19 protein-coding genes, 2 tRNA genes and 1 other RNA gene are annotated in these 22,384 nt (G+C 54.2%); 11 read left to right on the forward strand and 11 right to left on the reverse strand.

Going from position 1 to position 22,384, the window contains the following annotated elements; all coding sequences use genetic code 11:
- Positions 1-8 precede the first annotated feature (8 nt).
- Positions 9-118, reverse strand: an RNA gene (rprA, locus tag C7M51_RS05800) — antisense sRNA RprA.
- A gap of 246 nt (positions 119-364) precedes the next feature.
- Positions 365-1,495, reverse strand: coding sequence for an AI-2E family transporter YdiK (gene ydiK / locus C7M51_RS05805; protein WP_160620912.1), 1,131 nt, complete (start codon positions 1,493-1,495; stop codon positions 365-367).
- Between the two features lie 215 nt (positions 1,496-1,710).
- On the opposite strand from ydiK, the gene ydiJ reads away from it, so the two are divergent.
- Positions 1,711-4,764: a D-2-hydroxyglutarate dehydrogenase YdiJ gene (gene ydiJ, locus C7M51_RS05810; RefSeq protein ID WP_160620913.1), complete on the forward strand. Its 3,054-nt coding sequence runs from the start codon at positions 1,711-1,713 to the stop codon at positions 4,762-4,764.
- Positions 4,764-5,195 carry a hotdog fold thioesterase gene (locus C7M51_RS05815; RefSeq protein ID WP_160620914.1) on the forward strand — a complete coding sequence of 144 codons (432 nt, stop codon included), beginning with the start codon at positions 4,764-4,766 and terminating at the stop codon, positions 5,193-5,195. Before ydiJ ends, C7M51_RS05815 begins: the two co-directional genes overlap by 1 nt.
- Positions 5,196-5,198: 3 nt before the next feature.
- On the opposite strand, the gene C7M51_RS05820 is transcribed toward C7M51_RS05815, so the two are convergent.
- A complete protein-coding gene (locus C7M51_RS05820; RefSeq protein WP_160620915.1) occupies positions 5,199-5,603 on the reverse strand; it encodes a hypothetical protein in 405 nt (134 codons plus the stop codon).
- 391 nt (positions 5,604-5,994) lie between these two features.
- On the opposite strand from C7M51_RS05820, the gene sufA reads away from it, so the two are divergent.
- From sufA to C7M51_RS05855, 7 genes are all read left to right on the forward strand, one after another.
- Complete coding sequence (gene sufA / locus C7M51_RS05825) at positions 5,995-6,369, forward strand: Fe-S cluster assembly scaffold SufA (RefSeq protein WP_160620916.1); 375 nt, start codon at positions 5,995-5,997, stop codon at positions 6,367-6,369.
- 7 nt (positions 6,370-6,376) lie between these two features.
- The gene (gene sufB, locus C7M51_RS05830) at positions 6,377-7,873 is read left to right on the forward strand and encodes a Fe-S cluster assembly protein SufB (RefSeq protein WP_160620917.1); all 1,497 of its coding nucleotides are present in this window, start codon (positions 6,377-6,379) and stop codon (positions 7,871-7,873) included.
- Between the two features lie 48 nt (positions 7,874-7,921).
- Positions 7,922-8,668 (forward strand): Fe-S cluster assembly ATPase SufC, encoded by a 747-nt coding sequence (sufC, locus tag C7M51_RS05835; RefSeq protein WP_160620918.1) that lies wholly within the window; start codon positions 7,922-7,924, stop codon positions 8,666-8,668.
- On the forward strand, positions 8,643-9,920 hold the full coding sequence (sufD, locus tag C7M51_RS05840) for a Fe-S cluster assembly protein SufD (protein ID WP_160620919.1): 1,278 nt from the start codon (positions 8,643-8,645) through the stop codon (positions 9,918-9,920). The genes sufC and sufD overlap by 26 nt, the downstream gene beginning before the upstream one ends.
- The gene (gene sufS, locus C7M51_RS05845) at positions 9,920-11,143 is read left to right on the forward strand and encodes a cysteine desulfurase SufS (RefSeq protein ID WP_160620920.1); all 1,224 of its coding nucleotides are present in this window, start codon (positions 9,920-9,922) and stop codon (positions 11,141-11,143) included. Before sufD ends, sufS begins: the two co-directional genes overlap by 1 nt.
- A 28-nt stretch (positions 11,144-11,171) precedes the next feature.
- Positions 11,172-11,588: a cysteine desulfuration protein SufE gene (gene sufE, locus C7M51_RS05850; RefSeq protein WP_160620921.1), complete on the forward strand. Its 417-nt coding sequence runs from the start codon at positions 11,172-11,174 to the stop codon at positions 11,586-11,588.
- Positions 11,589-11,703: 115 nt separating this feature from the next.
- On the forward strand, positions 11,704-12,690 hold the full coding sequence (locus C7M51_RS05855; RefSeq protein WP_244323830.1) for a L,D-transpeptidase family protein: 987 nt from the start codon (positions 11,704-11,706) through the stop codon (positions 12,688-12,690).
- Positions 12,691-12,778: 88 nt separating this feature from the next.
- Here C7M51_RS05855 and C7M51_RS05860 read toward each other — a convergent pair whose 3' ends face one another.
- The 6 genes from C7M51_RS05860 to mdtK all read right to left on the reverse strand — a co-directional run bounded on the left by C7M51_RS05860 (position 12,779) and on the right by mdtK (position 17,770).
- Positions 12,779-13,015: a major outer membrane lipoprotein gene (locus C7M51_RS05860; protein ID WP_002908860.1), complete on the reverse strand. Its 237-nt coding sequence runs from the start codon at positions 13,013-13,015 to the stop codon at positions 12,779-12,781.
- Between the two features lie 300 nt (positions 13,016-13,315).
- Positions 13,316-14,728 (reverse strand): pyruvate kinase PykF, encoded by a 1,413-nt coding sequence (gene pykF / locus C7M51_RS05865; RefSeq protein ID WP_160620923.1) that lies wholly within the window; start codon positions 14,726-14,728, stop codon positions 13,316-13,318.
- A gap of 623 nt (positions 14,729-15,351) precedes the next feature.
- Entirely contained in the window at positions 15,352-15,870 is a 519-nt protein-coding gene (locus C7M51_RS05870; protein ID WP_160620924.1) for a ClbS/DfsB family four-helix bundle protein, read from the reverse strand.
- 230 nt (positions 15,871-16,100) lie between these two features.
- Positions 16,101-16,177, reverse strand: a tRNA-Val gene (locus tag C7M51_RS05875).
- A 4-nt stretch (positions 16,178-16,181) separates the two neighbouring features.
- Positions 16,182-16,258, reverse strand: a tRNA-Val gene (locus tag C7M51_RS05880).
- A gap of 138 nt (positions 16,259-16,396) precedes the next feature.
- Entirely contained in the window at positions 16,397-17,770 is a 1,374-nt protein-coding gene (mdtK, locus tag C7M51_RS05885; RefSeq protein WP_160620925.1) for an MdtK family multidrug efflux MATE transporter, read from the reverse strand.
- 221 nt (positions 17,771-17,991) lie between these two features.
- Between mdtK and C7M51_RS05890 the strand changes: the two genes are divergently transcribed.
- A complete protein-coding gene (locus C7M51_RS05890) occupies positions 17,992-18,642 on the forward strand; it encodes a riboflavin synthase subunit alpha (protein ID WP_160620926.1) in 651 nt (216 codons plus the stop codon).
- A 60-nt stretch (positions 18,643-18,702) separates the two neighbouring features.
- On the opposite strand, the gene cfa is transcribed toward C7M51_RS05890, so the two are convergent.
- Together cfa and punC are read right to left on the reverse strand one after the other, a co-directional pair.
- The gene (cfa, locus tag C7M51_RS05895) at positions 18,703-19,851 is read right to left on the reverse strand and encodes a cyclopropane fatty acyl phospholipid synthase (protein ID WP_160620927.1); all 1,149 of its coding nucleotides are present in this window, start codon (positions 19,849-19,851) and stop codon (positions 18,703-18,705) included.
- A gap of 293 nt (positions 19,852-20,144) precedes the next feature.
- Positions 20,145-21,335, reverse strand: a complete 1,191-nt coding sequence (gene punC / locus C7M51_RS05900; RefSeq protein WP_160620928.1) for a purine nucleoside transporter PunC — start codon at positions 21,333-21,335, stop codon at positions 20,145-20,147.
- Positions 21,336-21,445: 110 nt separating this feature from the next.
- On the opposite strand from punC, the gene punR reads away from it, so the two are divergent.
- The gene (gene punR, locus C7M51_RS05905) at positions 21,446-22,381 is read left to right on the forward strand and encodes a DNA-binding transcriptional activator PunR (protein ID WP_160620929.1); all 936 of its coding nucleotides are present in this window, start codon (positions 21,446-21,448) and stop codon (positions 22,379-22,381) included.
- Positions 22,382-22,384: the final 3 nt, after the last annotated feature.

Raw genomic sequence — 22,384 nt, forward strand, 5'->3', positions numbered from 1 at the left:
CAAAAAAGCAAAAAAAAAGCCCATCACATGGGATGGGCAAAGACTACACACAGCAATTCTTCACTTTACTCAGGGGAAAAAGGTTGTTTAAAAATCAGGGGTTTGATCCTAAACATGGCTCTCATAGTATTCAGCAACGCGTGTGCCGTCTCTAAGAATCCTCTTATTAGTTAACGATTCATAATATTTAGTGAGACGTAAACTGTTAATCAGGGGACAAAACTGTGGTGGTGGTAATCAGTTTCGGCGTGGTACTACCTCGAAAGATGTAAAAAATAGGTTATGGCTAAATTTCTCTAATGGAAATGAAAGGCTGCGATAGTGTGGAACAGAGCCGGGCAGCAGGCGCCGCCCGGCGGCAGGATTATTGCGCGTGGTTTGACTGCTTCACTTCTTCTTCATGTTCGGCCAGTTCCTCCACCACTTCTTGAGGATCTTCATCCGGCATCGGTGCCTCATGCATCCATACTGAGACCAGTCGATAAGAGACTGCCAGCACGACCGGGCCGATAAACAGGCCAATCATACCGAAAGCGACCAGCCCGCCGATAACGCCGGACAGAATCAGGATCATCGGCAAATCGGCACCCATACGAATCAACACCGGACGCAGTACGTTATCCAGCGTACCTACCACGCAGCTCCAGACCAGCAGTACGGTTCCCCAGGTGGTATCGCCGCTCCAGTAGAGCCAGATCACCGCCGGAACCAGCACCGGCAGCGGCCCCGCCTGCACCAGGCAGAACAGAATCATCAGCACCGTCAGCAGCGTGGCGTAGGGAATGCCGGAGAGCGCCAGCCCGATACCGCCCAGTACGCCCTGTACCAGCGCGGTCACCACCACGCCCAGCGCTACCGCACGGATCGCCTGGCCCGCCAGCAGCACCGCCGCATCGCCACGCCGCGCCGCAAGGCGAAACGCAAAATGGCGAATGCCGTTGCCTACCTGCTCGCCGCGCCAGTAGAGCAGCGCGCTGAACAGCAGCATCAGGCCGAGGTGCAGCAGGAAGCGCCCAAAGTGCCCGGCCTGGGAAACGAAAAAGCCGGTGGTGCGCCCCACGTAGGGCTGGACTTTGGCAATCAGCGCGCTGCCGCCGCCGTTCAGCAGCATATGGTAGCTGGAGTAGAGCTTATCGCCGATCAGTGGAACATCAGTCAGCCAGCGCAGCTGCGGCAGATGCACGTCGCCCGAAGTCGCCCAGGCGACCACCGGCCCGATGTTATCAATTAAGCTATTAACCAGCAGCGCAACCGGAATGATAAACAGCAGCAGCAGAATCAGCGTCATGGCGATAATCGCCAGCGTTCGCCGTCCCCAGAGCAGCGCCTGTAATTTGATCATCAGCGGCCAGGTGGCGATAACCACCATCGAAGCCCATGCAAACCCCAGGATAAAGGGTTGCACCACCCAAAAGCAGGCGACGATCATCAGCAGGATAAACATCAGCGAGAAAAGGATCTGAGTTAAATCCATATCCTGTTGCAATTTTCTCATACAAAAAAAGATCCTTAATTTTTGCCTTACGGACATCAACGGCCCATTGCCGCTATCGTCTAATAATGCGGTATTTCTTCACGTTGCGACAGTGTTACGCAAGCTAAGTTTTTATGCGTCCTGAAAAAACAGCAGCTCATAAAAAAATGTGATACAACGAGAATCACGCAATAAAACAGCAAGCGCAAACGATACACAACATTGGTCACCCGATAATGATCCCACAGATTTCTCAGGCGCCGGGCCTTGTACAGCTGGTGCTTTCATTTCTGGATACGCTGAAGCAGCGTGGTTTTACCGGCGATATCGCCACCAGCTACGCCGACCGGCTGACGCTCTCTACCGATAACAGTATTTATCAGCTGCTGCCGGACGCGGCGCTTTTCCCGCGCTCCACGGCGGATGTGGCGTTAATCGCCAGCGTTGCCGCAGCACCGGCGTTTACCCGCCTGACGTTTACGCCGCGCGGCGGCGGCACCGGCACTAACGGGCAGTCCCTTAATCAGGGGATCGTGGTGGATATGTCCCGCTATATGAACCGCATCCTTGAGATTAACCCTGAACAGGGCTGGGTGCGGGTAGAGGTTGGGGTGATCAAGGATCAGCTTAACGCTTTTCTTAAACCTTACGGCTACTTCTTCTCACCGGAACTCTCTACCAGCAACCGGGCGACGCTGGGCGGCATGATTAATACCGATGCATCCGGTCAGGGTTCGCTGGTGTACGGTAAAACCTCCGATCATGTGCTGGGCCTGCGGGCGGTGCTGTTGGGCGGTGATATCATCGATACCCGCGCCATGCCGGTGGCGCTGGCAGAGCAGCTTGCCAGCGAACAGACCCCGGAAGGACGTATCTGTCACGCCGTACTGTCACGCTGCCGTGAACAGCGTGAGTTGATCGTGGAGAAATTTCCGGCGCTTAACCGTTTTCTTACCGGCTACGATTTACGTCACGTTCTGAGTGACGATCTGCAAACCTTCGATCTCACCCGCATTCTGTGCGGCGCGGAGGGCACACTCGCCTTTATCAGCGAGGCGCGGCTGAATATCACGCCGCTGCCAGCGGTGCGGCGGCTGGTCAATATTAAATATGACTCTTTTGATTCGGCGCTGCGCAATGCGCCGCTGATGGTGGAGGCACAGGCGCTGTCGGTGGAAACCATCGATTCAAAAGTGCTGAATCTGGCGCGTGAGGATATTGTCTGGCACTCGGTGCGCGAACTGATTACCGATGTGCCGGGTCAGCAGATGTTGGGCATCAATATCGTCGAGTTTGCCGGCGACGATCGCCAGCTGATTGACGATCGCGTAGCCTCGCTGTGCCAGCAGCTTGATGCGCTGATGGCGCAGCAGCAGGGCGGCCTTATCGGTTACCAGCTCTGTAATGACGCCGGAGAAATTGAACGCATCTATAATATGCGTAAAAAAGCGGTGGGGCTGCTGGGGAATGCGAAAGGGCGCGCCAAGCCGATTCCCTTTGTCGAAGATACGGCGGTGCCGCCTGCGCATCTGGCGGACTATATCGCTGAGTTTCGTGCGCTGCTCGATAGCCACGGGCTGAGTTACGGCATGTTTGGGCACGTTGACGCCGGAGTGCTGCACGTGCGTCCGGCGCTGGATATGTGCGATCCGCAGCAGGAAATGCTGATGAAGCAGATCTCCGACGAAGTGGTGGCGCTGACGGCACGCTATGGCGGCCTGCTGTGGGGCGAACATGGCAAAGGGTTTCGCGCCCAGTACAGTCCGGCATTTTTTGGCGAAACGCTCTATAACGAACTGCGCCGCATCAAGGCAGCCTTCGATCCCGATAACCGCCTCAACCCCGGTAAAATCTGTACGCCGTTCGGCGTGGATGAGCCGATGATGCAGGTGGATGGCGTGAAGCGCGGCTATTATGATCGCCAGATCCCGCTCAGCGTGCGCAACGAATGGCGCGGCGCGCTGGAGTGTAACGGCAACGGCCTCTGCTTTAATTTTGACGTGCGCAGCCCGATGTGTCCGTCGATGAAAATTACCCACAACCGCATTCACTCGCCAAAGGGCCGCGCCTCGCTGACGCGTGAATGGCTGCGTCTGCTGGCGGAAAAAGGTGTCGATCCGCTGGCGCTGGAGCGGCAGCTGCCTGAAGCGGCGATCAGCCTGCGTGGTCTGATCTCCCGTACCCGCAACAGCTGGTATGCGCGTAAAGGGGAATATGATTTCTCGCACGAAGTGAAGGAGGCGATGTCCGGCTGCCTCGCCTGCAAAGCCTGCTCCACCCAGTGCCCGATAAAAATTGACGTACCGGCGTTCCGTTCGCGCTTTTTGCAGCTCTATCACAGCCGCTATCTGCGCCCGGTTAGCGATCATCTGGTGGCGGCGGTAGAAAGCTATGCGCCGTTGATGGCGCGAGCGCCGCGTGTGTTTAATTTTTTCCTTAAGCAGCCCTGGTTGCGTAATTTGAGCCAGCGCCATATCGGCATGGTCGATCTGCCACTGCTTTCTACCCCTACGCTGAAACAGCAGCTGGCAGGCCATCAGGCCGCGTCGGTTACGCTGGAGCAGCTGGAGCAATTTGACGCCGCCCGCCGGGAAAAAACGGTGCTGGTGGTACAGGATCCCTTTACCAGCTATTACGAAGCGCAGGTGGTGGCCGATTTTGTGCGGCTGGTTGAGAAACTGGGCTATCAGCCGGTACTGCTGCCGTTTTCGCCGAATGGCAAAGCACAGCATATTAAAGGTTTTCTGAAACGATTCGCCCGTACCGCGCAGAAAACCGCAGACATGCTGAACCGCCTGGCAAAGCTGGAAATGCCGATGGTAGGCGTCGATCCGGCACTGGTGCTCTGTTATCGTGATGAATATAAACAGGCGCTGGGCGACAGGCGCGGCGATTTTCAGGTGTTGCAGATACATGAATGGCTGCATCAGGCGCTGGCGGAGCGCGCTATTCAGCCCCAGACCGGCGAAGCCTGGTATCTGTTCGCCCACTGTACGGAAGTTACCGCGTTGCCCGCGACGCCGGAACAGTGGCGCGCCATCTTCGCCCGCTTTGGCGCACGCCTCGAAAATATCAATGTCGGCTGCTGCGGCATGGCTGGCACCTATGGACACGAAGCGAAAAACCTCGCTAACTCGCTCGGTATCTACGAGCTTTCCTGGCATCCACAGCTGCAAAAGTTGCCGCGTCAGCGTTGTCTGGCGACCGGTTACTCCTGCCGCAGCCAGGTGAAGCGTATTGAAGGCAATGGAATGCGCCATCCTCTGCAGGCGCTATTGGAGATGATGTAATGGCAATCTGGAAACGACAGGCTACGCTTGCGCAAATTAACGCGTTCGGCGCGGATACTATGGTAGCGCATTTGGGCATTCGCGTGACGGCGCTGCACGATGACGGGCTGGAAGCAACGATGCCGGTGGATGCGCGCACCCGTCAACCGTTTGGGCTGCTGCACGGCGGTGCCTCTGCGGCGCTGGCGGAAACGCTGGGCTCGATGGCGGGCTATCTCTGCACCGAAGGCGAGGAGACGCTGGTGGGGCTGGAAATCAATGCCAACCACCTGCGTGCCGTGAGTAAAGGAGAGGTCAGGGGACGTTGTCGGGCGCTGCATCTGGGGCGTACGCATCAGGTATGGCAGATCGATATCTTTGATAATGACGATCGTCTCTGCTGTAGCTCACGTCTGACCGCCACGGTTATACGTCCCGTCGCACGCGGCTGAAACTTACCAAATCCAGGCGGCGTGCTTAACAAAATCACTTTGCAACGCGGTGGCTTTTTCCCAGTCACCGCTCATTGCCAGCTGATGGCACAGCTTGCTCAGTGACTGGCGCGCCAGCTGGCACGCCTGCAGGCGAAACAGCCGCTCCCGCTGTCCGTTATTCATCTCCTGCATCAGACGATGATGCAGTTTTCCCAGTGCGTGCAGATAACTCTGCTCATCGCCGTTGAGTTGACATAATTCGGCCATATCTAAACAGGTGTCATTGAAATGACGCAGCTGATCGAGTGTACAGCCGGGGCGATTTAACCTGGCCTGCGCCAGCCAGAAATCTACCGTTATATCGCGCACGGCAAACTTGTATTCGTCGATTTTGTATTGTAGCCAGGCATTGACAGAGATGTTCATACATCACCTGTGTTACGTTAATGATAATCATTATCATAACGAGTTTGTCTCAGGTTGCAATGCCGCTCCAGGAGAATTTATCGATTAATGCTGCCTGTCGATAAAATCGGCAATAACAATCCCGTTTGTCCGACAGAAGCGTAGAATAATAAACAGTGCAATTTAACGCAGCGATCGCTTTTTAACCTGCTGTTTTTGCAATATTATTCATTCTCTTACACCACGGCGTCGCTGCAAACACAAATTGCTTTACAGAGACTATCCTTAGTAAACCAGCAGCAAAAAACGCCTTTTACGCTTATCCCTGCAAAACAAGAGGTTGAAGCCTTTAACATTATCACTACCATAGTGGGATAAGTCTGCCAGGCATCGCATCGCGAGGTAATAAACTATGCAATCTGCAAATCCGGCATCTTTCTCTCCAGATGAGTTTGTCTGGAAGGGATTGACCTTAACCGACAGCGCGGCGCAGCAAATCAAAACGCTGGCCGCTAACGATCCGCACGTTAAAGGGCTACGGCTGGGCGTCAAACAGTCGGGCTGCGCGGGCTTCGGTTACACCATGGACCTGGTAAAAGAACCGGTGGCTGACGATCTGCTGTTCACCCATCAGGGCGCAACGCTGTACGTTCCGCTTCAGGCGATGCCGTTTATTGACGGTACGCAGGTTGATTTCGTACGCGAAGGTCTGAATCAGGTTTTTAAATTCAATAACCCTAAAGCTCAGCACGCCTGCGGTTGTGGTGAGAGCTTTGGCGTAGAGTAATATTGCTATGTCCCGAAACAGTGAAGCATCAGATGACGTACAAATCTGGGAAGGCGGCCAACAAAAGTATAAAGAAGGCTTCTTTACCCAACTGCAAACCGATGAGCTGGCGCATGGCATCAGCGAAGAGGTAGTGCGTGCGATTTCCGCCAAGCGTAACGAACCGGAATGGATGCTGGCGTTTCGGCTAAAAGCCTATCAGGCCTGGCTGCAAATGGAGGAGCCACACTGGCTGAAGGCCCACTATGACAAGCTGGATTATCAGGATTACAGCTATTACTCGGCGCCTTCCTGCGGCAACTGTGACGACAGCTGCGCCTCAGAGCCGGGCGCGCTGCAATCCTCCGGCGCGCAGACGGCGAGCAGCTATCTGACTCAGGAAGTAGAAAAAGCTTTCGATCAGCTGGGCGTGCCGGTGCGCGAAGGGAAAGAGGTGGCGGTAGACGCCATTTTTGACTCTGTCTCTGTCGCCACCACCTATCGTCACAAACTGGCGGAGCAGGGCATTATTTTTTGCTCGTTTGGCGAAGCGATTCAGGAACACCCGGAGCTGGTACAGAAATACCTTGGCACCGTGGTGCCGCACAATGATAACTTTTTCGCCGCGCTCAATTCGGCAGTCGCTTCTGATGGCACCTTCGTCTATATCCCGAAAGGGGTGCGCTGCCCGATGGAGCTTTCCACCTATTTCCGCATCAACGCGGCGAAAACCGGGCAGTTCGAACGCACCATTCTGATCGCTGACGAAGACAGCTACGTTAGCTATATCGAGGGCTGTTCGGCACCGGTACGCGACAGCTATCAGCTGCACGCGGCGGTAGTGGAAGTCATTATCCACAAAAACGCCGAGGTGAAGTATTCCACGGTGCAGAACTGGTTTCCCGGCGGTGAAGGCGAAGGCGGCATTCTTAACTTCGTGACCAAGCGTGCGCTGTGCGAAGGCGAAAACAGCAAGATGTCCTGGACGCAGTCGGAAACCGGCTCGGCGATTACCTGGAAATATCCCAGCGTTATCCTGCGCGGCGATAACTCTATCGGTGAGTTCTACTCGGTGGCGCTGACCAGCGGACGCCAGCAGGCCGATACCGGCACCAAAATGATTCATATCGGCAAAAATACCAGGTCGACCATTATTTCGAAAGGGATCTCCGCCGGGAAAAGCCAGAATACCTATCGCGGCCTGGTGAAAATCATGCCGACGGCGACCAACGCCCGTAATTTTACCCAGTGTGATTCGATGCTGATCGGCCCGGACTGCGGTGCGCATACCTTCCCGTATGTGGAGGCGCGCAATAACACCGCGCAGCTGGAGCATGAAGCGACCACCTCGCGCATTGGTGAAGATCAGCTGTTCTACTGTCTGCAACGCGGCATCAGTGAAGAAGATGCGATCTCAATGATCGTCAATGGCTTCTGTAAGGATGTCTTCTCTGAGCTGCCGCTTGAGTTCGCCGTTGAGGCGCAGAAGCTGCTGGCCATCAGTCTGGAACATAGCGTCGGTTAAGGCCGGGGCTGTCTGCATCGTTGCCTGCGGGCAAGCGAAGGATAAAACATGTTAAGCATTAAAGGTTTACAGGTAAACATTGAAGATAAATCTATCCTGCGTGGGCTGGATTTAGAAATTAAGCCGGGCGAAGTGCACGCCATTATGGGTCCTAACGGCTCCGGTAAAAGTACGCTTTCCGCCACGCTGGCCGGACGCGAAGAGTATGATATCGTTGGCGGCACCGTGCAGTTTAAAGGTAAAGATCTTCTGGAGCTGTCGCCGGAAGAGCGCGCCGGTGAAGGCATCTTTATGGCGTTTCAGTATCCGGTCGAAATTCCGGGCGTCAGCAATCAGTTTTTCCTGCAAACCGCGGTTAACGCGGTACGTAAATATCGCGGTCAGGGCGAACTGGACCGTTTCGATTTCCAGGACTTCATCGAAGAGAAAATCGAACTGCTGAAAATGCCGGAAGATTTGCTGACGCGTTCCGTTAACGTTGGCTTCTCCGGCGGTGAGAAAAAACGTAACGACATTCTGCAAATGGCGGCGCTGGAGCCGGATCTCTGTATTCTCGATGAAACTGACTCCGGTCTGGATATCGACGCATTGAAAATCGTTTCCAACGGCGTTAACTCGCTGCGTGACGGTAAACGCGCCTTTATTATCGTGACCCACTATCAGCGCATCCTCGACTACATCAAGCCGGACTATGTACACGTGCTCTATCAGGGCAAAATCGTGAAATCTGGCGACTTTACGCTGGTGAAACAGCTGGAGGAGCAAGGCTATGGCTGGCTTACCGACCAGGAGTGAGAACGCACTGCAACAGTGGCATCACCTGTTTGAATCGCACAGCGATAATCGCTCGTTACAGGCGCAGCAGCACTGGCAGCAGCTGATGCGGCTGGGTTTGCCGACGCGCAAGCATGAGAACTGGAAATATACGCCGCTGGATGAGCTGTTCAGCCACCGCTTTGTGCTGCCCGCTGAAACGGCGCTGACGGCAGACGCGCTGAATACGCTGGCGCTGCCGCTGGATGCGGTACGTCTGGTATTTGTTGATGGGCGTTTTAACGCCAGCCTCAGCGATACCGTTTTCGCCCCGTTTGAGGTACATATCGCCAGTGCGGCGGAGCGCCGTAATCTGGCAGCGCCGGTACAGCCTGAGGTTTTCCTTCATCTGACCGAAAGCCTGGCGGAACAGGCGATTACGCTGCATCTGCCGCGCGGTCAGGCGGCGGCGCGGCCGCTCTATCTGCTGCATATCAGCAGCGGAAGAACGGAAGAGGCGCTGAATACCGTGCACTATCGTCATCATCTGCATATTGATGCGGGCGCGGCGGCACAGGTTATCGAACATTACGTCAGCCTGAACGATCGCCCACACTTTACCGGTGCGCGACTGACTATGTCGACAGGCGATAACGCGCAGCTGACCCATACCAAACTGTCGTTTGAAAACGCAGGCAGCTATCACTTTGCCCATAACGATATCATCGTTGGGCGTGACGCTAACGTCAGCAGCCACAGCTTCCTGCTGGGCGCGGGACTGAGCCGTCATAACACCAGCGCGCAGCTTAACGGCGAGAACAGCAACCTGGTAATCAACAGCCTGGTGCTGCCGGTAGATAAAGAAGTGTGCGATACCCGCACTTTCCTGGAGCATAACAAAGGCTACTGCCAGAGCCGTCAGCTGCACAAAACCATCGTGCGCGATCGGGCGCGTGCGGTGTTTAACGGCATGATTAAAGTCGCGCCGCACGCGCTGAAAACCGATGGGCAGATGACCAACAACAATCTGTTGCTGGGCCGTCTGGCTGAAGTGGATACCAAACCGCAGCTGGAAATTTACGCCGACGATGTCAAATGTAGTCACGGCGCGACCGTGGGGCGCGTTGATGAAGAACAGATGTTCTACCTGCGTGCGCGCGGCATCAGCGAAGAGGCGGCACAGCGGATGATTATTTACGCCTTCGCCGCCGAGCTGACCGAAGCGATTCAGGATGAAACGCTGAAACAGGCGGTGCTGGCACGTATCGAACAGCGTTTTCCCGGAGGCATGTAATGAGTTTTGATCTCGCACGTGTCAGAGCGGATTTCCCTATCCTGACGCGCGAGGTCAACGGGCAGCCGTTGGCCTATCTTGACAGCGCGGCCAGCGCGCAAAAACCGCTGGCGGTGATTAACGCAGAAAGCCACTTCAGCCAGCACGGCTATGCGGCGGTACATCGCGGCATTCATACCCTGAGCGCCGCCGCCACTACCGATATGGAAAACGTACGCGCCCAGGTGGCGCGTTTTCTTCACGCCGCCTCGCCGGAGGAGATTGTTTTCGTTAAGGGTACTACCGAGGGGATTAACCTGGTGGCGAACAGCTGGGGCGGCAGTCAGCTACGCCAGGGTGATAACATCATCATCACCGAGATGGAACATCACGCAAATATCGTCCCCTGGCAGATGGTAGCCGCGCGTACCGGTGCAACCATTCGCGTGCTGCCGCTGACGACGCAAGGCGAACTGGACAGCGCGCGCCTGGCCTCCTTAATCGACGATCGCACCCGGCTGTTTGCCGTCACCCACGTCTCCAACGTACTGGGCACCGTTAACCCGGTAAAAGCGCTGGTCGCGCAGGCGAAAGCGGCGGGGCTGGTAACGTTGGTGGATGGCGCGCAGGCGGTGATGCATCAGCGCGTTGACGTGCAGGATATCGGCTGCGATTTTTACGTTTTCTCTGGTCATAAAATCTACGGCCCTACCGGTATCGGCATCCTTTACGGACGTCAGGCGCTGCTCTCAACGCTGCCGCCGTGGGAAGGCGGCGGCTCGATGATTGAGACGGTGGTGCTGCCGGAAGGCACCACCTACACTAAAACGCCGTGGAGCCTGGAAGCGGGGACGCCAAATACCGTGGGCATTATCGGTCTTGGCGCAGCGCTGGCCTATGTGGAATCGCTGGGCCTGGAGAATATCCAGGCCAGAGAACAGTCGCTGATGCGCTATGCGCTTGATAAGCTGGCGTCGGTGCCCGATTTGCAGATTTACGGGCCGCAGGCGCGAGCGGGCGTGATCGCCTTCAATCTCGGCCAGCATCACGCCTATGACGTGGGCAGCTTCCTTGACCAGTATGGCATTGCGATTCGTACCGGTCACCACTGCGCTATGCCGTTGATGAAACACTACGGCGTTCCGGCAATGTGCCGCGCCTCCTTCGCCATGTATAATAGCGAAGAAGAGGCCGATCGGCTTGCCGCAGGGCTGACACGTATACATCGTCTGCTGGGAGGCTAACGCCGTCCGGTCGGCAAGGGAGGAATGAATGGCGACACTGCCAGAAAAAGAGAAGCTGGTACGCAACTTTAACCGCTGCGCTAACTGGGAAGAAAAATATCTGTATGTGATTGAACTGGGGGGACGGTTGCCAGAATTATCTGATTCCTTCCACCAGCCGCAGTACAGCGTTTCAGGCTGTCAAAGCCAGGTCTGGATTGTAATGGATCAGGCGGCGGACGGGACGATTCAGCTACAGGGCGACAGCGATGCCGCCATCGTTAAGGGCCTGATTGCGGTGGTGTTTAGCCTTTATCAGGGGATGACGCCGCAGCAAATCGTCGAGTTTGATGTTCGCCCGTGGTTTGAACAACTGGCCTTAACGCAGCACCTTACTCCGTCCCGTTCACAGGGGCTGGAAGCGATGATCCGCACCATCCGCGCCCGGGCACAGACGCTCTGCTAAGCTAAACTTCTCTCACGCCCCGTTACGTTTAACGGGGCGCTTTTTATTGTCGATGAGAGAAGCCTCCATGAAAGCACTTTTCCCTTTCGCCTGCGGGCTGATATGCGCAGCCCTGATGATGCCAGCGCTGGTCAGCGCAACCGAATATCCACTTCCTGCTGAAAACAGCCGCCTGATTGGTGAGAACATCACCACCGTTGTTCCCGATGATAAACAGCCGCTGGAGACGATTGCTGCCCGTTATAAAATCGGCCTGCTGAATATGTTAGAGGCGAACCCCGGCACCGATCCCTGGCTACCAAAGGCGGGAAGCGAACTGGTTATTCCACAGCAGATGTTGCTGCCTGATACCAAACGCGAGGGTATCGTGGTGAACCTGGCGGAGCTGCGCCTTTACTACTATCCGCCGGGTGAGAATAAGGTGATTGTCTATCCGGTAGGCATTGGTCAGCTTGGTGCGATGACGCCCTCAATGGTAACGCGCATTACGCAAAAAATCCCTAATCCCACCTGGACGCCCACGCCAAATATCCGCAAGCGTTACGCCAAAGAGGGTATCACGCTGCCTGGCGTGGTCCCTGCCGGGCCAGATAATCCGATGGGGCTGTTTGCGTTGCGCCTGGCCTACGGCAGCGGGCACTACCTGATTCACGGCACTAATGCTGATTTTGGCATCGGCATGCGCGTCAGCTCCGGCTGTATTCGCCTGCGCCCGGACGATATCGCCGCGCTGTTTAACAGCGTGCCGGAAGGGACGCGCGTACAGATCATTAATCAGCCGGTGAAATATGCCGTCGAGCCGGACGGTAAACGCTATATCGAAGTGCATCAGCCGCTGTCGCGTAGCGAACAGGACGATCCTCAAACCATGCGGCTGCCGCTGACTAAGGCGCTAAAACGCTTTATGGATAATAAAGAAAGTGATGGCGCGCTGATCGATGAGGCCCTACAGCGCCGTTCCGGAATGCCGATTCTGGTCAGTCTTGGCGAAGCTGCGGGCGCAAGCGTAGCGCAACCGGCGGAAAACGGCGCTCAGCGCCACGCAGAGGAGATAAACGCGGAAAAACAGGATAAGGCAAGGGATACAGCAGAAAAGGCGTAACGGGGGTTTGAGGCGGTTACCGGGCAGGGAGGCAAAAATGGAATAAAAAAATGGCGTCCAGTGGACGCCATTTCTGTCACCAGAACTCTTACTTACGGTAAGAGTGAGCCTGGTTGTCCAGACGCTGGTTAGCACGAGCTGCGTCATCTTTAGCAGCCTGTACGTCAGAGCGCATTGCGTTCACGTCGTTGCTCAGCTGGTCAACTTTCGCGTTCAGAGTCTGAACGTCGCTTGACAGCTGGTCGATTTTAGCATTGCTGGAGCAACCAGCCAGCAGAGTTGAACCCAGAATTACCGCGCCCAGTACCAGTTTAGTACGATTCATTATTTATACCCTCTAGATTGAGTTAATCTCCATGTAGCGTTACAAGTATTACACAAAGTTTTTTGGTATGAGAATAATTTTTTGATGAGAACATGCTTAATTTTGCTCGTTCGCTCAAAGAAACATCTGTTATGCCAGCGGCTATAAAAAAACAAATGAAAACAGGCAGATTTAATTGATTTTATCTTTACTGCTACGCAGATTTTATCGTTATTATCAATTGGAATTTTTGGGAATAACGATTACCGCAGAATAAAAAAAAGCGCCCATCAGGCGCTTTTTTAATAAGGCTGTAATTATTTACAGTACATGTACGGAAGCGGTATTGGTAGTACCACTTGGTACCAGCGCACCGGAAACCATCACTACCACGTCGCCTTTCTGAGCATAGCCGCTTTGCAGCGCCAGCTCTTTACCAATACGGTAGAAATCGTCGGTAGAGGCGATTTCATTAACGACGCGAGCTTCAATACCTTTGCTTAACAGCAGCTGGCGTGCCGTGATCGGGTTGGTGGTCAGTGCCAGGATGGTCGCATCCGGGAAGTATTTACGTACGGATTTAGCGGATTTGCCGCCTTCGGTGGCTACCACGATAACCGGCGCTTCCAGTTTTTCCGCCGTTTCTACCGCACCGCGGCAAACGGCTTCGGTGATGCGCAGTTTACGGCTGTCGTTCAGCGTATCAATGCGTGATTTCATTACGCGATCGGTACGTTCACAGATGGTGGCCATGATGCTGACGGATTCCAGCGGGTATTTGCCTTTGGCGCTTTCGCCAGACAGCATTACCGCATCGGTGCCGTCCAGGATGGCGTTGGCAACGTCACCCGCTTCTGCACGGGTAGGGCGCGGGTTTTTGATCATGGAATCCAGCATTTGGGTCGCGGTAATCACGACTTTACGTGCTTTATTACATTTTTTGATCATCATCTTCTGCGCGAAAATCACTTCTTCTACCGGAATTTCTACGCCGAGATCGCCGCGCGCCACCATAATGCCATCGGAAGCGTCGAGGATTTCATCAAAGTTGTTGAGGCCTTCCTGGTTTTCGATTTTGGAGATGATCTGAATATGCTCGCCGCCGTGTTTTTTCAGATGCTCACGGATTTCCAGCACGTCAGAACGTTTGCGAATAAAGGAGGCAGCAACGAAATCCACACCTTGTTCGCAACCGAAGACCAGGTCATGCTTATCTTTTTCTGCCAGCGCAGGCAGCTGAATGGAAACGCCCGGCAGGTTAACGCCTTTGTTTTCGCCCAGATCGCCGTTGTTCAGCACTTTACAAACAACAGTATGTTCAGTGACTTCGGTCACTTCCATACCGATCAGACCATCATCAACCAGCACGGTGTTGCCGATTTTCAGGTCGGCCGCAAAGCCAGCGTAGGTCACCGCGACACGTTCATTATTGCCAATCACGGACTGATCGGTGGTAAAGGTAAAGGTCTGGCCCGCTTTCAGCGATACATCATTACCGCCTTCCAGCTTCATGGTGCGGATTTCAGGACCCTTGGTATCCAGCAGGATCGCAGCCTGACGTCCGGTTTTCTCCATAACCGCGCGGATGTTGGCGATACGACGACCATGTTCTTCGTAATCACCATGAGAAAAGTTAAGACGCATAACGTTCATGCCTGCTTCCAGCAGGTTGGTCAGCATCTCTTCAGATTCAGTTTTCGGTCCGATGGTACAAACGATCTTGGTCTTTTTCATGACAAGTTATCTGTAAGTTGTGATGGATGATAGAGGTTTGAGGTCGATGCCTGGCGCATCGAAGAAATATTCATGCTCTGTGAGCGGACTACAATACAAATTAAGAATAGGTGACAGATATGAAGCGTGCAGAGGAAGTTGTGCGATGATGTTCCATGCGCCATAAAGGCGAGTTGCGCAACCTGTTGTAGATGTAGGTAAGGGCACGTCAATGAGCTGAAACCATTCAAGTGGAACACCGGCCTAGTATAGACGCTAAGTATTCGAAAACCAATCGAAAAGCGCTTTATCAGCAGGGGCGAGATCAAGGAAAGTGACGTTGCGGCAACGTAATTTTGCTTCGGGGAGCATCTTTAGCCGCTCTCAAGGCTGTACCTCTTTCTTATTAGCAGCAGATGCTGATTTTTACGCCAGCAAAAAATAATATGTTGCAAAGCGCGATGTGTTACTAACGCTGGGGCTTTTTTCGGGCGTTAAGAATTACCGGCTGGAAAAATAAATGCCTTTTTTGGAAAGGGTGCCGAAAATCATGAGGCGGGCAATAATAAACGACGTGCAAAAAATGTGCAGCGAGCTGCTGGTGCTGCGTGCAGTAAGAAAGGTCCTGGTACAGATAAGGGGAATTACTTTAACTTAACGTTATTTTCTTTGGCCCATTTTCTTAATCTGGCACATGCATTGGCATAGGGTGATGAAGTATTAAAAGAAATCATTCTTCCCATACTCCATTTACCATACCAGCATTTCCCATACAGTTCCTCATCAGTACGCCGATCGATAAGCGTGACGATTTCATTGTTAGCCAGACGCAGCTGAGCGATTAACTCTGGATAAGTTAACATGCGGTAGTCAGCATAAAACTTTCCGGCCAACAGGCCGAGCTGGTTCCATTTATAACCGGTTTCGGGATAATCAACCGGTAGCCCCTGCGCATCACGCGTAATCCATTTAACCACCAGCGCATTCCATCCCAGCAGATAAGAGACCAGATTGCTGACGCTCATTACCGTGCCTTGCGCATGACCTTCCATGCTCTTTTCCATCGCCAGCGTCGGAGGGATGGCATCCAGATAACCGATCAGTTTGCTGACGTTTTTCTCTATTGCCGCCAGCAGTTCAGCTTTAGTTTGTGGTACGCCCATAAAAATCCTTTTGTCGTAGCGGCGCGGTAACGGGCCACAGGCAGCCACTGTAAAAGATCCCGTCGATAAGTGGATGAGGCTGGCAGGACAATAAATGTTTCCAGACGTACCAGCCGCAGTCGGCCCAAAGCAGGGATGCAACGTTTACGTAACAGTGAAAATCAAAACCAAAGGGGAAAAGGCAAATTTAACGGCAGGAATATATGGGAAAGCCAGATTTGTAATAAATCTGGTGCGTCCGAGTGGACTCGAACCACCGACCCCCACCATGTCAAGGTGGTGCTCTAACCAACTGAGCCACGGACGCAATTTGGTGCGTTCTAATGGACTCGAACCATCGACCCCCACCATGTCAAGGTGGTGCTCTAACCAACTGAGCTAAGAACGCATCTGTCGTCTTGGGTGACGACGGGGACGAATATTAACGGCACAGATTAGCGCTGGCAAGTAGAAACATGTAATTTTCTGCGCGACTGCCCAACAACTGCACGACCCGCCGTTTTTTTAAGCACGGCGGGCCTTTACCTTAGCGTGCAGCGTGTTTGAGGATCATTTCAGGCGGTAATTTCTGCAACCGGCGAATGCGCCAGATCATCATTATCGCAGCGGAAGTCAGCCCCAGAATAAAGCCGCACCAGAACCCCGCCGGGCCCATCGCCGGTACCAGCCAATCGGTCAACGCCAGCAGATAGCCGCTCGGCAGGCCAATGACCCAGTAGGCAACCAGCGTGATGAAGAAGATTGAACGGGTATCCTTATAGCCGCGCAGAATGCCGCTGCCGATAACCTGGATGGAGTCAGAAAACTGGTAGATTGCCGCCAGTAGCATCAGCTGGGCCGCCAGCGCCACTACCTGCGGATTATCGTTATACAGCAGGGCAATCTGCTCGCGGAAGGTGACGGTAAACAGCGCAGTACAGGTTACCATCATGATGCCTACGGCCTGACCGGTCCAGGCAGCTATTTTCGCTGCCTCGACGGATCCCTGGCCCAGACGGAAACCGACCCTGATGGTTGTCGCGACGCCAAGCGACAGCGGCAGAACGAACATCAGGGAGCTGAAATTGAGCGCGATCTGATGTCCGGCCACGTCAATAATGCCCAGCGGCGACACCAGCAGGGCAACCACGGCAAACAGCGTAACCTCAAAAAACAGCGCCAGCGCAACCGGCAGTCCCAGCAGCGCCAGTCGTTTCAGCACCGCCCAGTCGGGCGCGCTAAAATAGCCGGGCAGGGCGATATCGCGCATCGAACGGGCCCGCTTGATCCACAGACGCATCACGATAAAAATCACCCAGTAAACTGATGCCGTCGCGACGCCGCAGCCGACGCCGCCCAGCGCGGGCGCGCCAAAGTGACCATAAATGAAAATATAGTTAACCGGAATATTTACCAGCAGGCCGATAAAGCCCATTACCATACCGGGCTTGGTTTTTGACAGCCCTTCGCACTGATTGCGGGCGACTTGGAAAAAGAGATAACCGGGCGCGCCCCACAGCAGCGCGCGCAGGTAGCCAACGGCCTTATCGGTTAACGCCGGATCGATATTATGCATGGCGCGAATCATATAACCGGCGTTCCACAGCACGACCATAATCAGTACCGCGACCAGCCCGGCAAGCCAGTAGGCCTGGCGCACCTGATGCGCGATGCGATCGCGCCGCCCGGAGCCGTTAAGCTGGGCAACAACCGGCGTCAGAGCAAGGATCAGACCATGCCCGAAAAGAATGGCGGGTAGCCAGATGGATGTGCCCACTGCGACGGCGGCCATATCCGTGGCGCTAACGGCGCCGGCCATGATGGTATCAACAAAGCCCATGGCCGTTTGCGCCACCTGCGCCAGGATAACGGGAATGGCCAGCGCTAATAATTGACGCGCTTCTGTCAGGTACTTCTGCACGTAAACACCTTTTTATGTTTATAAGAAAGAAACATCCGCCCGACGGGCAAGATCGTAAAGAATAGAAGAATCCATGAGCGGATGAGAAAGGATCATAGCGGTAACCCGTTAGTAAGGAAACCGCATTTTATTTACCCCAGCGCACGCTGTTCACGCTTTTACCCGCCTCGTCAGTGGCGGAGAGTATGGTAATATCAGTAAAAACAGACTGAGGTTAAGCTATGTTTACCGGAATTGTACAGGGCACCGCAGAAGTGGTGGCCATTGAAGAAAAAACCAACTTTCGCACCCATACGATTAAAATGCCACCGGAGCTCCTGCCCGGGCTGGAAACGGGCGCATCGGTAGCGCATAACGGCTGCTGCCTGACCGTTACCGACATCGATGGCGATCGGGTCAGTTTCGATCTGATGAAAGAGACGCTACGTATTACCAACCTGGGCGAATTGCAGACCGGGGATGTGGTAAATATCGAGCGCGCCGCAAAATTCAGCGATGAAATTGGCGGACATCTGATGTCTGGTCATATTATGACCACGGCAGAAGTCTGCAAAATCATTAATGCGGAAAATAACCGTGAAATCTGGTTTAAACCGCAGGACAGCGCGCTGATGAAATATATCCTGCACAAAGGTTTTATCGGTATTGATGGTATCAGCCTGACCGTTGGCGATGTCACCAAAACTAAATTCTGCGTGCACCTGATCCCGGAAACCCTGGCGCGTACCACGCTGGGAACGAAAAAGCTGGGACAGCGGATTAATATTGAGATCGACCCGCATACGCAGGCGGTTGTTGATACGGTAGAGCGCGTGCTGGCGCAGCGAGAAGCCACGCTGGCAGCGAGCGCCGCCGCAGAGAGCGAACAGTAAAAGCCATAAAAAAACAGGCAACCGGGTTGCCTGTTTTTATGCTGACGCTAAACGCAGCGATTAATGCGGTACGCGCAGGCCGCCTTCCACACCGCGACTGAATACCACCTGCCAGAGCTGAATGTCACGTGCGCGGAATGCTCCGGCACAGGCGTTCAGGTAGTAAGTAAACATCCGTTTAAAGCGTTCACCATATTTTTCTTCCAGCTGCGACCACGCCTGTAAAAAGCGCTCATACCATGCCATCAATGTGGTGTCATAATCAGCGCCGAAGTTATGCCAGTCTTCCATAATGAAGTGGGATTCACTGGCCTGGGCGATATGGCGTACTGAAGGCAGGCAGCCGTTAGGGAAGATATATTTATCGATCCAGGGATCGACATTCATATCGGTTTTGATTGCGCCAATAGTATGCAGCAGGAACAGCCCATCAGGCTTAAGATTACGGTCGGCAACCTCAAAATAAGTGGCGTAATTTTTAGGGCCGACGTGTTCAAACATCCCGACAGAAACGATGCGGTCATACTGATCGTTTAAATCGCGGTAATCCTGTAACAGAATGGTGACATCAAGCCCGGCACAACGCTGTTGCGCCAGCTTCTGCTGTTCTGCGGAGATGGTAACGCCATGGACGGAAACACCATAATTGCGTGCGGCGAATTCGGCCAGGCCACCCCAGCCGCAGCCGATATCCAGCAACTTCATGCCCGGTTTGAGCTGAAGCTTTTCGCAAATCATTTTTAGCTTAGCCTGTTGCGCCTCTTCCAGCGTTTTGGCTTCTTTCCAGTAGCCGCAGGAATACTGCATAAAGGGATCAAGCATAAGCGAAAAAAGATCGTTGCCCAGATCGTAGTGCTCTTTGCCAACCATCCACGCACGTTTTTTAGACTGTAAATTGGTCAAACGCGCCGCAGCGATACGCAAAGTATCTTTGATATGATGAGGAAGCTGCTGATCCAGTTTATTTTTCAGCACGCGATGGAAAAACATATCGAGCCGTTCGCATTCCCACCAGCCATCCATGTAGCTCTCGCCCAAGCCGAGGGAGCCTTCCTGTAAAACACGTTTAAAAAAATCAGGGTTCTTTACCTGAATATCCCAGGGGCGCTTGCCGTTGATCTCGATATCGGCCATTTCCAACATTTCATGGGCGATACGATACCAATGGTTTTCCTCCAGGTTCACTTCTTCTATGCACGATGAACTCATAGCTTCTCCATCACCTGTGTGATACGAACCTGAGAAATAGAATAGTCAATTTCTGCAGGGTTGTGAGAAATCTCACGGAAAAACGTATGTCAGATATCCGACGTTATACAGAGGATTGAAACTGACCGAATAGCCAGCGCGACAAACGGCGATAAAAGATTCGTTGCCTGGAAAAAAAACGCAATAGTTATTATAAGTCAAAGCCTGGGAGCGAGTATATGCTCACCCCAGGGAATATACAATGACTAACAGTTAGTGTGCTAATTAATAGGCACAGATAGAAACTTATTCATTCAAATGCTTTCCTGGTTATCAGCCGCTGTTGCTGAAATATCACGTCGGGTAAATTGCAGAATATAGCCCAGCACAACCAGAAAGACGGTAAACAGCATTACCGAGCAGGTGGTCAGCAGCGGCTGGCTAAGCCAGCTGGAAACCGCCAGACTGGCGAAAAAACAGAGCCCCAGTTGCAGACAGTTTTGCAGCGCGGCGGCTTTACCCGTGTCGTGCGGAAAAGGAAGCAGTGCGTTTGCCACTACGACAGGATAGATAGCGCCATTAGCCAGTGCCATTCCACAAAATGGTGCCAGCAGCCCCCACAGCGTAGCGTGCCCGCTCAGCGCCACCATAAACAGAATAATCACGCTGCTCGCAAAGAAGCCCAGCAGGAAAGGAAGCAACGTTTTGCCGCTGCGCCGTTGCAGGGCTGCACGGCAGCCAAAGCCGCCAATCAGAAAAGCGATAGTTTGCGGAATATAGCTCAAACCGATGTCGGCCGGACTTAAACCGAGATCGTGCAGAATAAACGGCGAGCCGGTTAGCCAGGCGAAAAAGCTAGAGGAACAGGCGGCATAAATCAGCACGTTACCGCTAAAGATACGTGAGGCCAGCAGACGGAAAAAGCCGACACGTGGCCGCTCGGCGTGTGGGGTGACGGTTTTTTTGAGCGTCGCGGTAGCGAACAGCAGCGGCAGAGTAATCAGCAGCAGCACCAGGAAAATGATACGCCAGGAGAAATGATTCAGTATCCACGCGCCTAACAGCGGGGCCAGCGCCGGTGACAGTGCCACCAGCGGCATAATCGTTGCAAACACGCGGTTGGCCTGTGCGCCGCGATAGCGGTCAACCACCAGCGCCTGCCAGCTTACCGTCGCGGAGCAGACGCCTACCGCCTGGATAAAACGCAGGGTCAGCATCTGCCAGGTCTCGCTGGCCCACAGCATACCGGCACAGCCCAGCGCGAACAGCGCCAGACCAAACAGCAGAACCGGCTTGCGTCCGAAGCGATCGGAAAGCGGTCCCCACACCAGCTGAGCGCAGGCGAAACCGCCAAGGAATACCGTCAGGCTGGCGCTGATGATGCCCGCTGAAGTATGAAAGCTGTCCTGCATGGCGGTGAAGGCGGGCAGATACATATCAGTGGCGAGGAAGCCAAGCGTGCTGAGCAGCGCCAGGTAGAGCATAAATCCTTTTGAACCAGACATTTTTTTCTCATCATTAGCAGGTAAACAGACGGCGCGAGGTTAAAGGATGTTTTCTTTAATGTGAAACGTTAAAATTTGCCGGATGCTGTCAAATTTTTTGCAGGCAAAATATGTGGTCAGAACATGCGCTTGAAGTTATCGATGCCGTAGCACGTACCGGCAGTTTTTCAGCCGCCGCCAGCGAATTACATCGGGTTCCTTCCGCTATCAGCTATACGGTACGGCAGCTGGAGTCATGGCTGGCAGTACCGCTGTTTGAACGACGCCATCGCGATGTGGTGCTAACGGAAGCGGGCGAGCTTTTTATTCGCGAAGGGCGATCTGTTATCAAAAAAATGCTCGCCACGCGTCGGCAGTGCCAGCAGGTGGCTAACGGCTGGCGCGGGCAGCTCAGTATCGCTGTCGATCGGATCGTTAAGCCGCAGCGTACGCGCCAGCTGGTGCTTGATTTTTACCGACACTTTCCTGATATGGAACTCCTTATTACGACGGAAGTCTTTAACGGCGTCTGGGATGCGCTGGCGGATGGACGCGTGGATGTGGCGATTGGCGCTACCCAGGCCGTTCCGGTTGGCGGACGCTTTGCCTTTCGGGATATGGGCGCGCTGAACTGGCGCTGTGTGGTCAGCGCCGGGCATCCGCTGGCGGAAAAATCAGGTTGCCTGGAGGAGGATGATATTCGCCCCTGGCCTTCGCTGGTACTGGAAGATACCTCGCGTGCCTTACCGCGCCGTACCACCTGGACGCTGGATAATCAGCGGCGGCTGGTGGTGCCCGACTGGGAAAGCGCCTTTGATTGTCTGCGCGCCGGGCTGTGTGTCGGTATGGTGCCCGGTCATTTTGCCGCGCCGCCGTTGGCATCAGGCCTGCTAAAAGAGATCTCGCTGCCCGATCCTTTTCCAGACAGCCACTGCTGCGTCAGCTGGGCAGAACAAAGCGGCTCGCCCGCGCTGCGCTGGCTGCTGGATTATTTAGGGGATACCGAGACGTTAAATCGGGAGTGGTTGCGGGAAGAGCAGGTTGCTCAGGAGAAGGTGCTCTCCTGAGCA

It is taken from the genome of Mixta intestinalis (genome assembly GCF_009914055.1).
GTDB lineage: Bacteria > Pseudomonadota > Gammaproteobacteria > Enterobacterales > Enterobacteriaceae > Mixta > Mixta intestinalis.

What these genes read in the sequence shown, in the direction of transcription:
- ydiK (WP_160620912.1), bottom strand. Translation starts at nt 1,495, where the DNA reads ATGAGAAAATTGCAACAGGATATGGATTTAACTCAGATCCTTTTCTCG.
- sufE (WP_160620921.1), top strand. Translation starts at nt 11,172, where the DNA reads ATGGCGACACTGCCAGAAAAAGAGAAGCTGGTACGCAACTTTAACCGC.
- sufB (WP_160620917.1), top strand. Translation starts at nt 6,377, where the DNA reads ATGTCCCGAAACAGTGAAGCATCAGATGACGTACAAATCTGGGAAGGC.
- punR (WP_160620929.1), top strand. Translation starts at nt 21,446, where the DNA reads ATGTGGTCAGAACATGCGCTTGAAGTTATCGATGCCGTAGCACGTACC.
- sufD (WP_160620919.1), top strand. Translation starts at nt 8,643, where the DNA reads ATGGCTGGCTTACCGACCAGGAGTGAGAACGCACTGCAACAGTGGCAT.
- ydiJ (WP_160620913.1), top strand. Translation starts at nt 1,711, where the DNA reads ATGATCCCACAGATTTCTCAGGCGCCGGGCCTTGTACAGCTGGTGCTT.
- sufA (WP_160620916.1), top strand. Translation starts at nt 5,995, where the DNA reads ATGCAATCTGCAAATCCGGCATCTTTCTCTCCAGATGAGTTTGTCTGG.
- pykF (WP_160620923.1), bottom strand. Translation starts at nt 14,728, where the DNA reads ATGAAAAAGACCAAGATCGTTTGTACCATCGGACCGAAAACTGAATCT.
- punC (WP_160620928.1), bottom strand. Translation starts at nt 21,335, where the DNA reads ATGTCTGGTTCAAAAGGATTTATGCTCTACCTGGCGCTGCTCAGCACG.
- C7M51_RS05815 (WP_160620914.1), top strand. Translation starts at nt 4,764, where the DNA reads ATGGCAATCTGGAAACGACAGGCTACGCTTGCGCAAATTAACGCGTTC.
- sufS (WP_160620920.1), top strand. Translation starts at nt 9,920, where the DNA reads ATGAGTTTTGATCTCGCACGTGTCAGAGCGGATTTCCCTATCCTGACG.
- sufC (WP_160620918.1), top strand. Translation starts at nt 7,922, where the DNA reads ATGTTAAGCATTAAAGGTTTACAGGTAAACATTGAAGATAAATCTATC.
- C7M51_RS05820 (WP_160620915.1), bottom strand. Translation starts at nt 5,603, where the DNA reads ATGAACATCTCTGTCAATGCCTGGCTACAATACAAAATCGACGAATAC.
- C7M51_RS05890 (WP_160620926.1), top strand. Translation starts at nt 17,992, where the DNA reads ATGTTTACCGGAATTGTACAGGGCACCGCAGAAGTGGTGGCCATTGAA.
- C7M51_RS05855 (WP_244323830.1), top strand. Translation starts at nt 11,704, where the DNA reads ATGATGCCAGCGCTGGTCAGCGCAACCGAATATCCACTTCCTGCTGAA.
- C7M51_RS05860 (WP_002908860.1), bottom strand. Translation starts at nt 13,015, where the DNA reads ATGAATCGTACTAAACTGGTACTGGGCGCGGTAATTCTGGGTTCAACT.
- C7M51_RS05870 (WP_160620924.1), bottom strand. Translation starts at nt 15,870, where the DNA reads ATGGGCGTACCACAAACTAAAGCTGAACTGCTGGCGGCAATAGAGAAA.
- cfa (WP_160620927.1), bottom strand. Translation starts at nt 19,851, where the DNA reads ATGAGTTCATCGTGCATAGAAGAAGTGAACCTGGAGGAAAACCATTGG.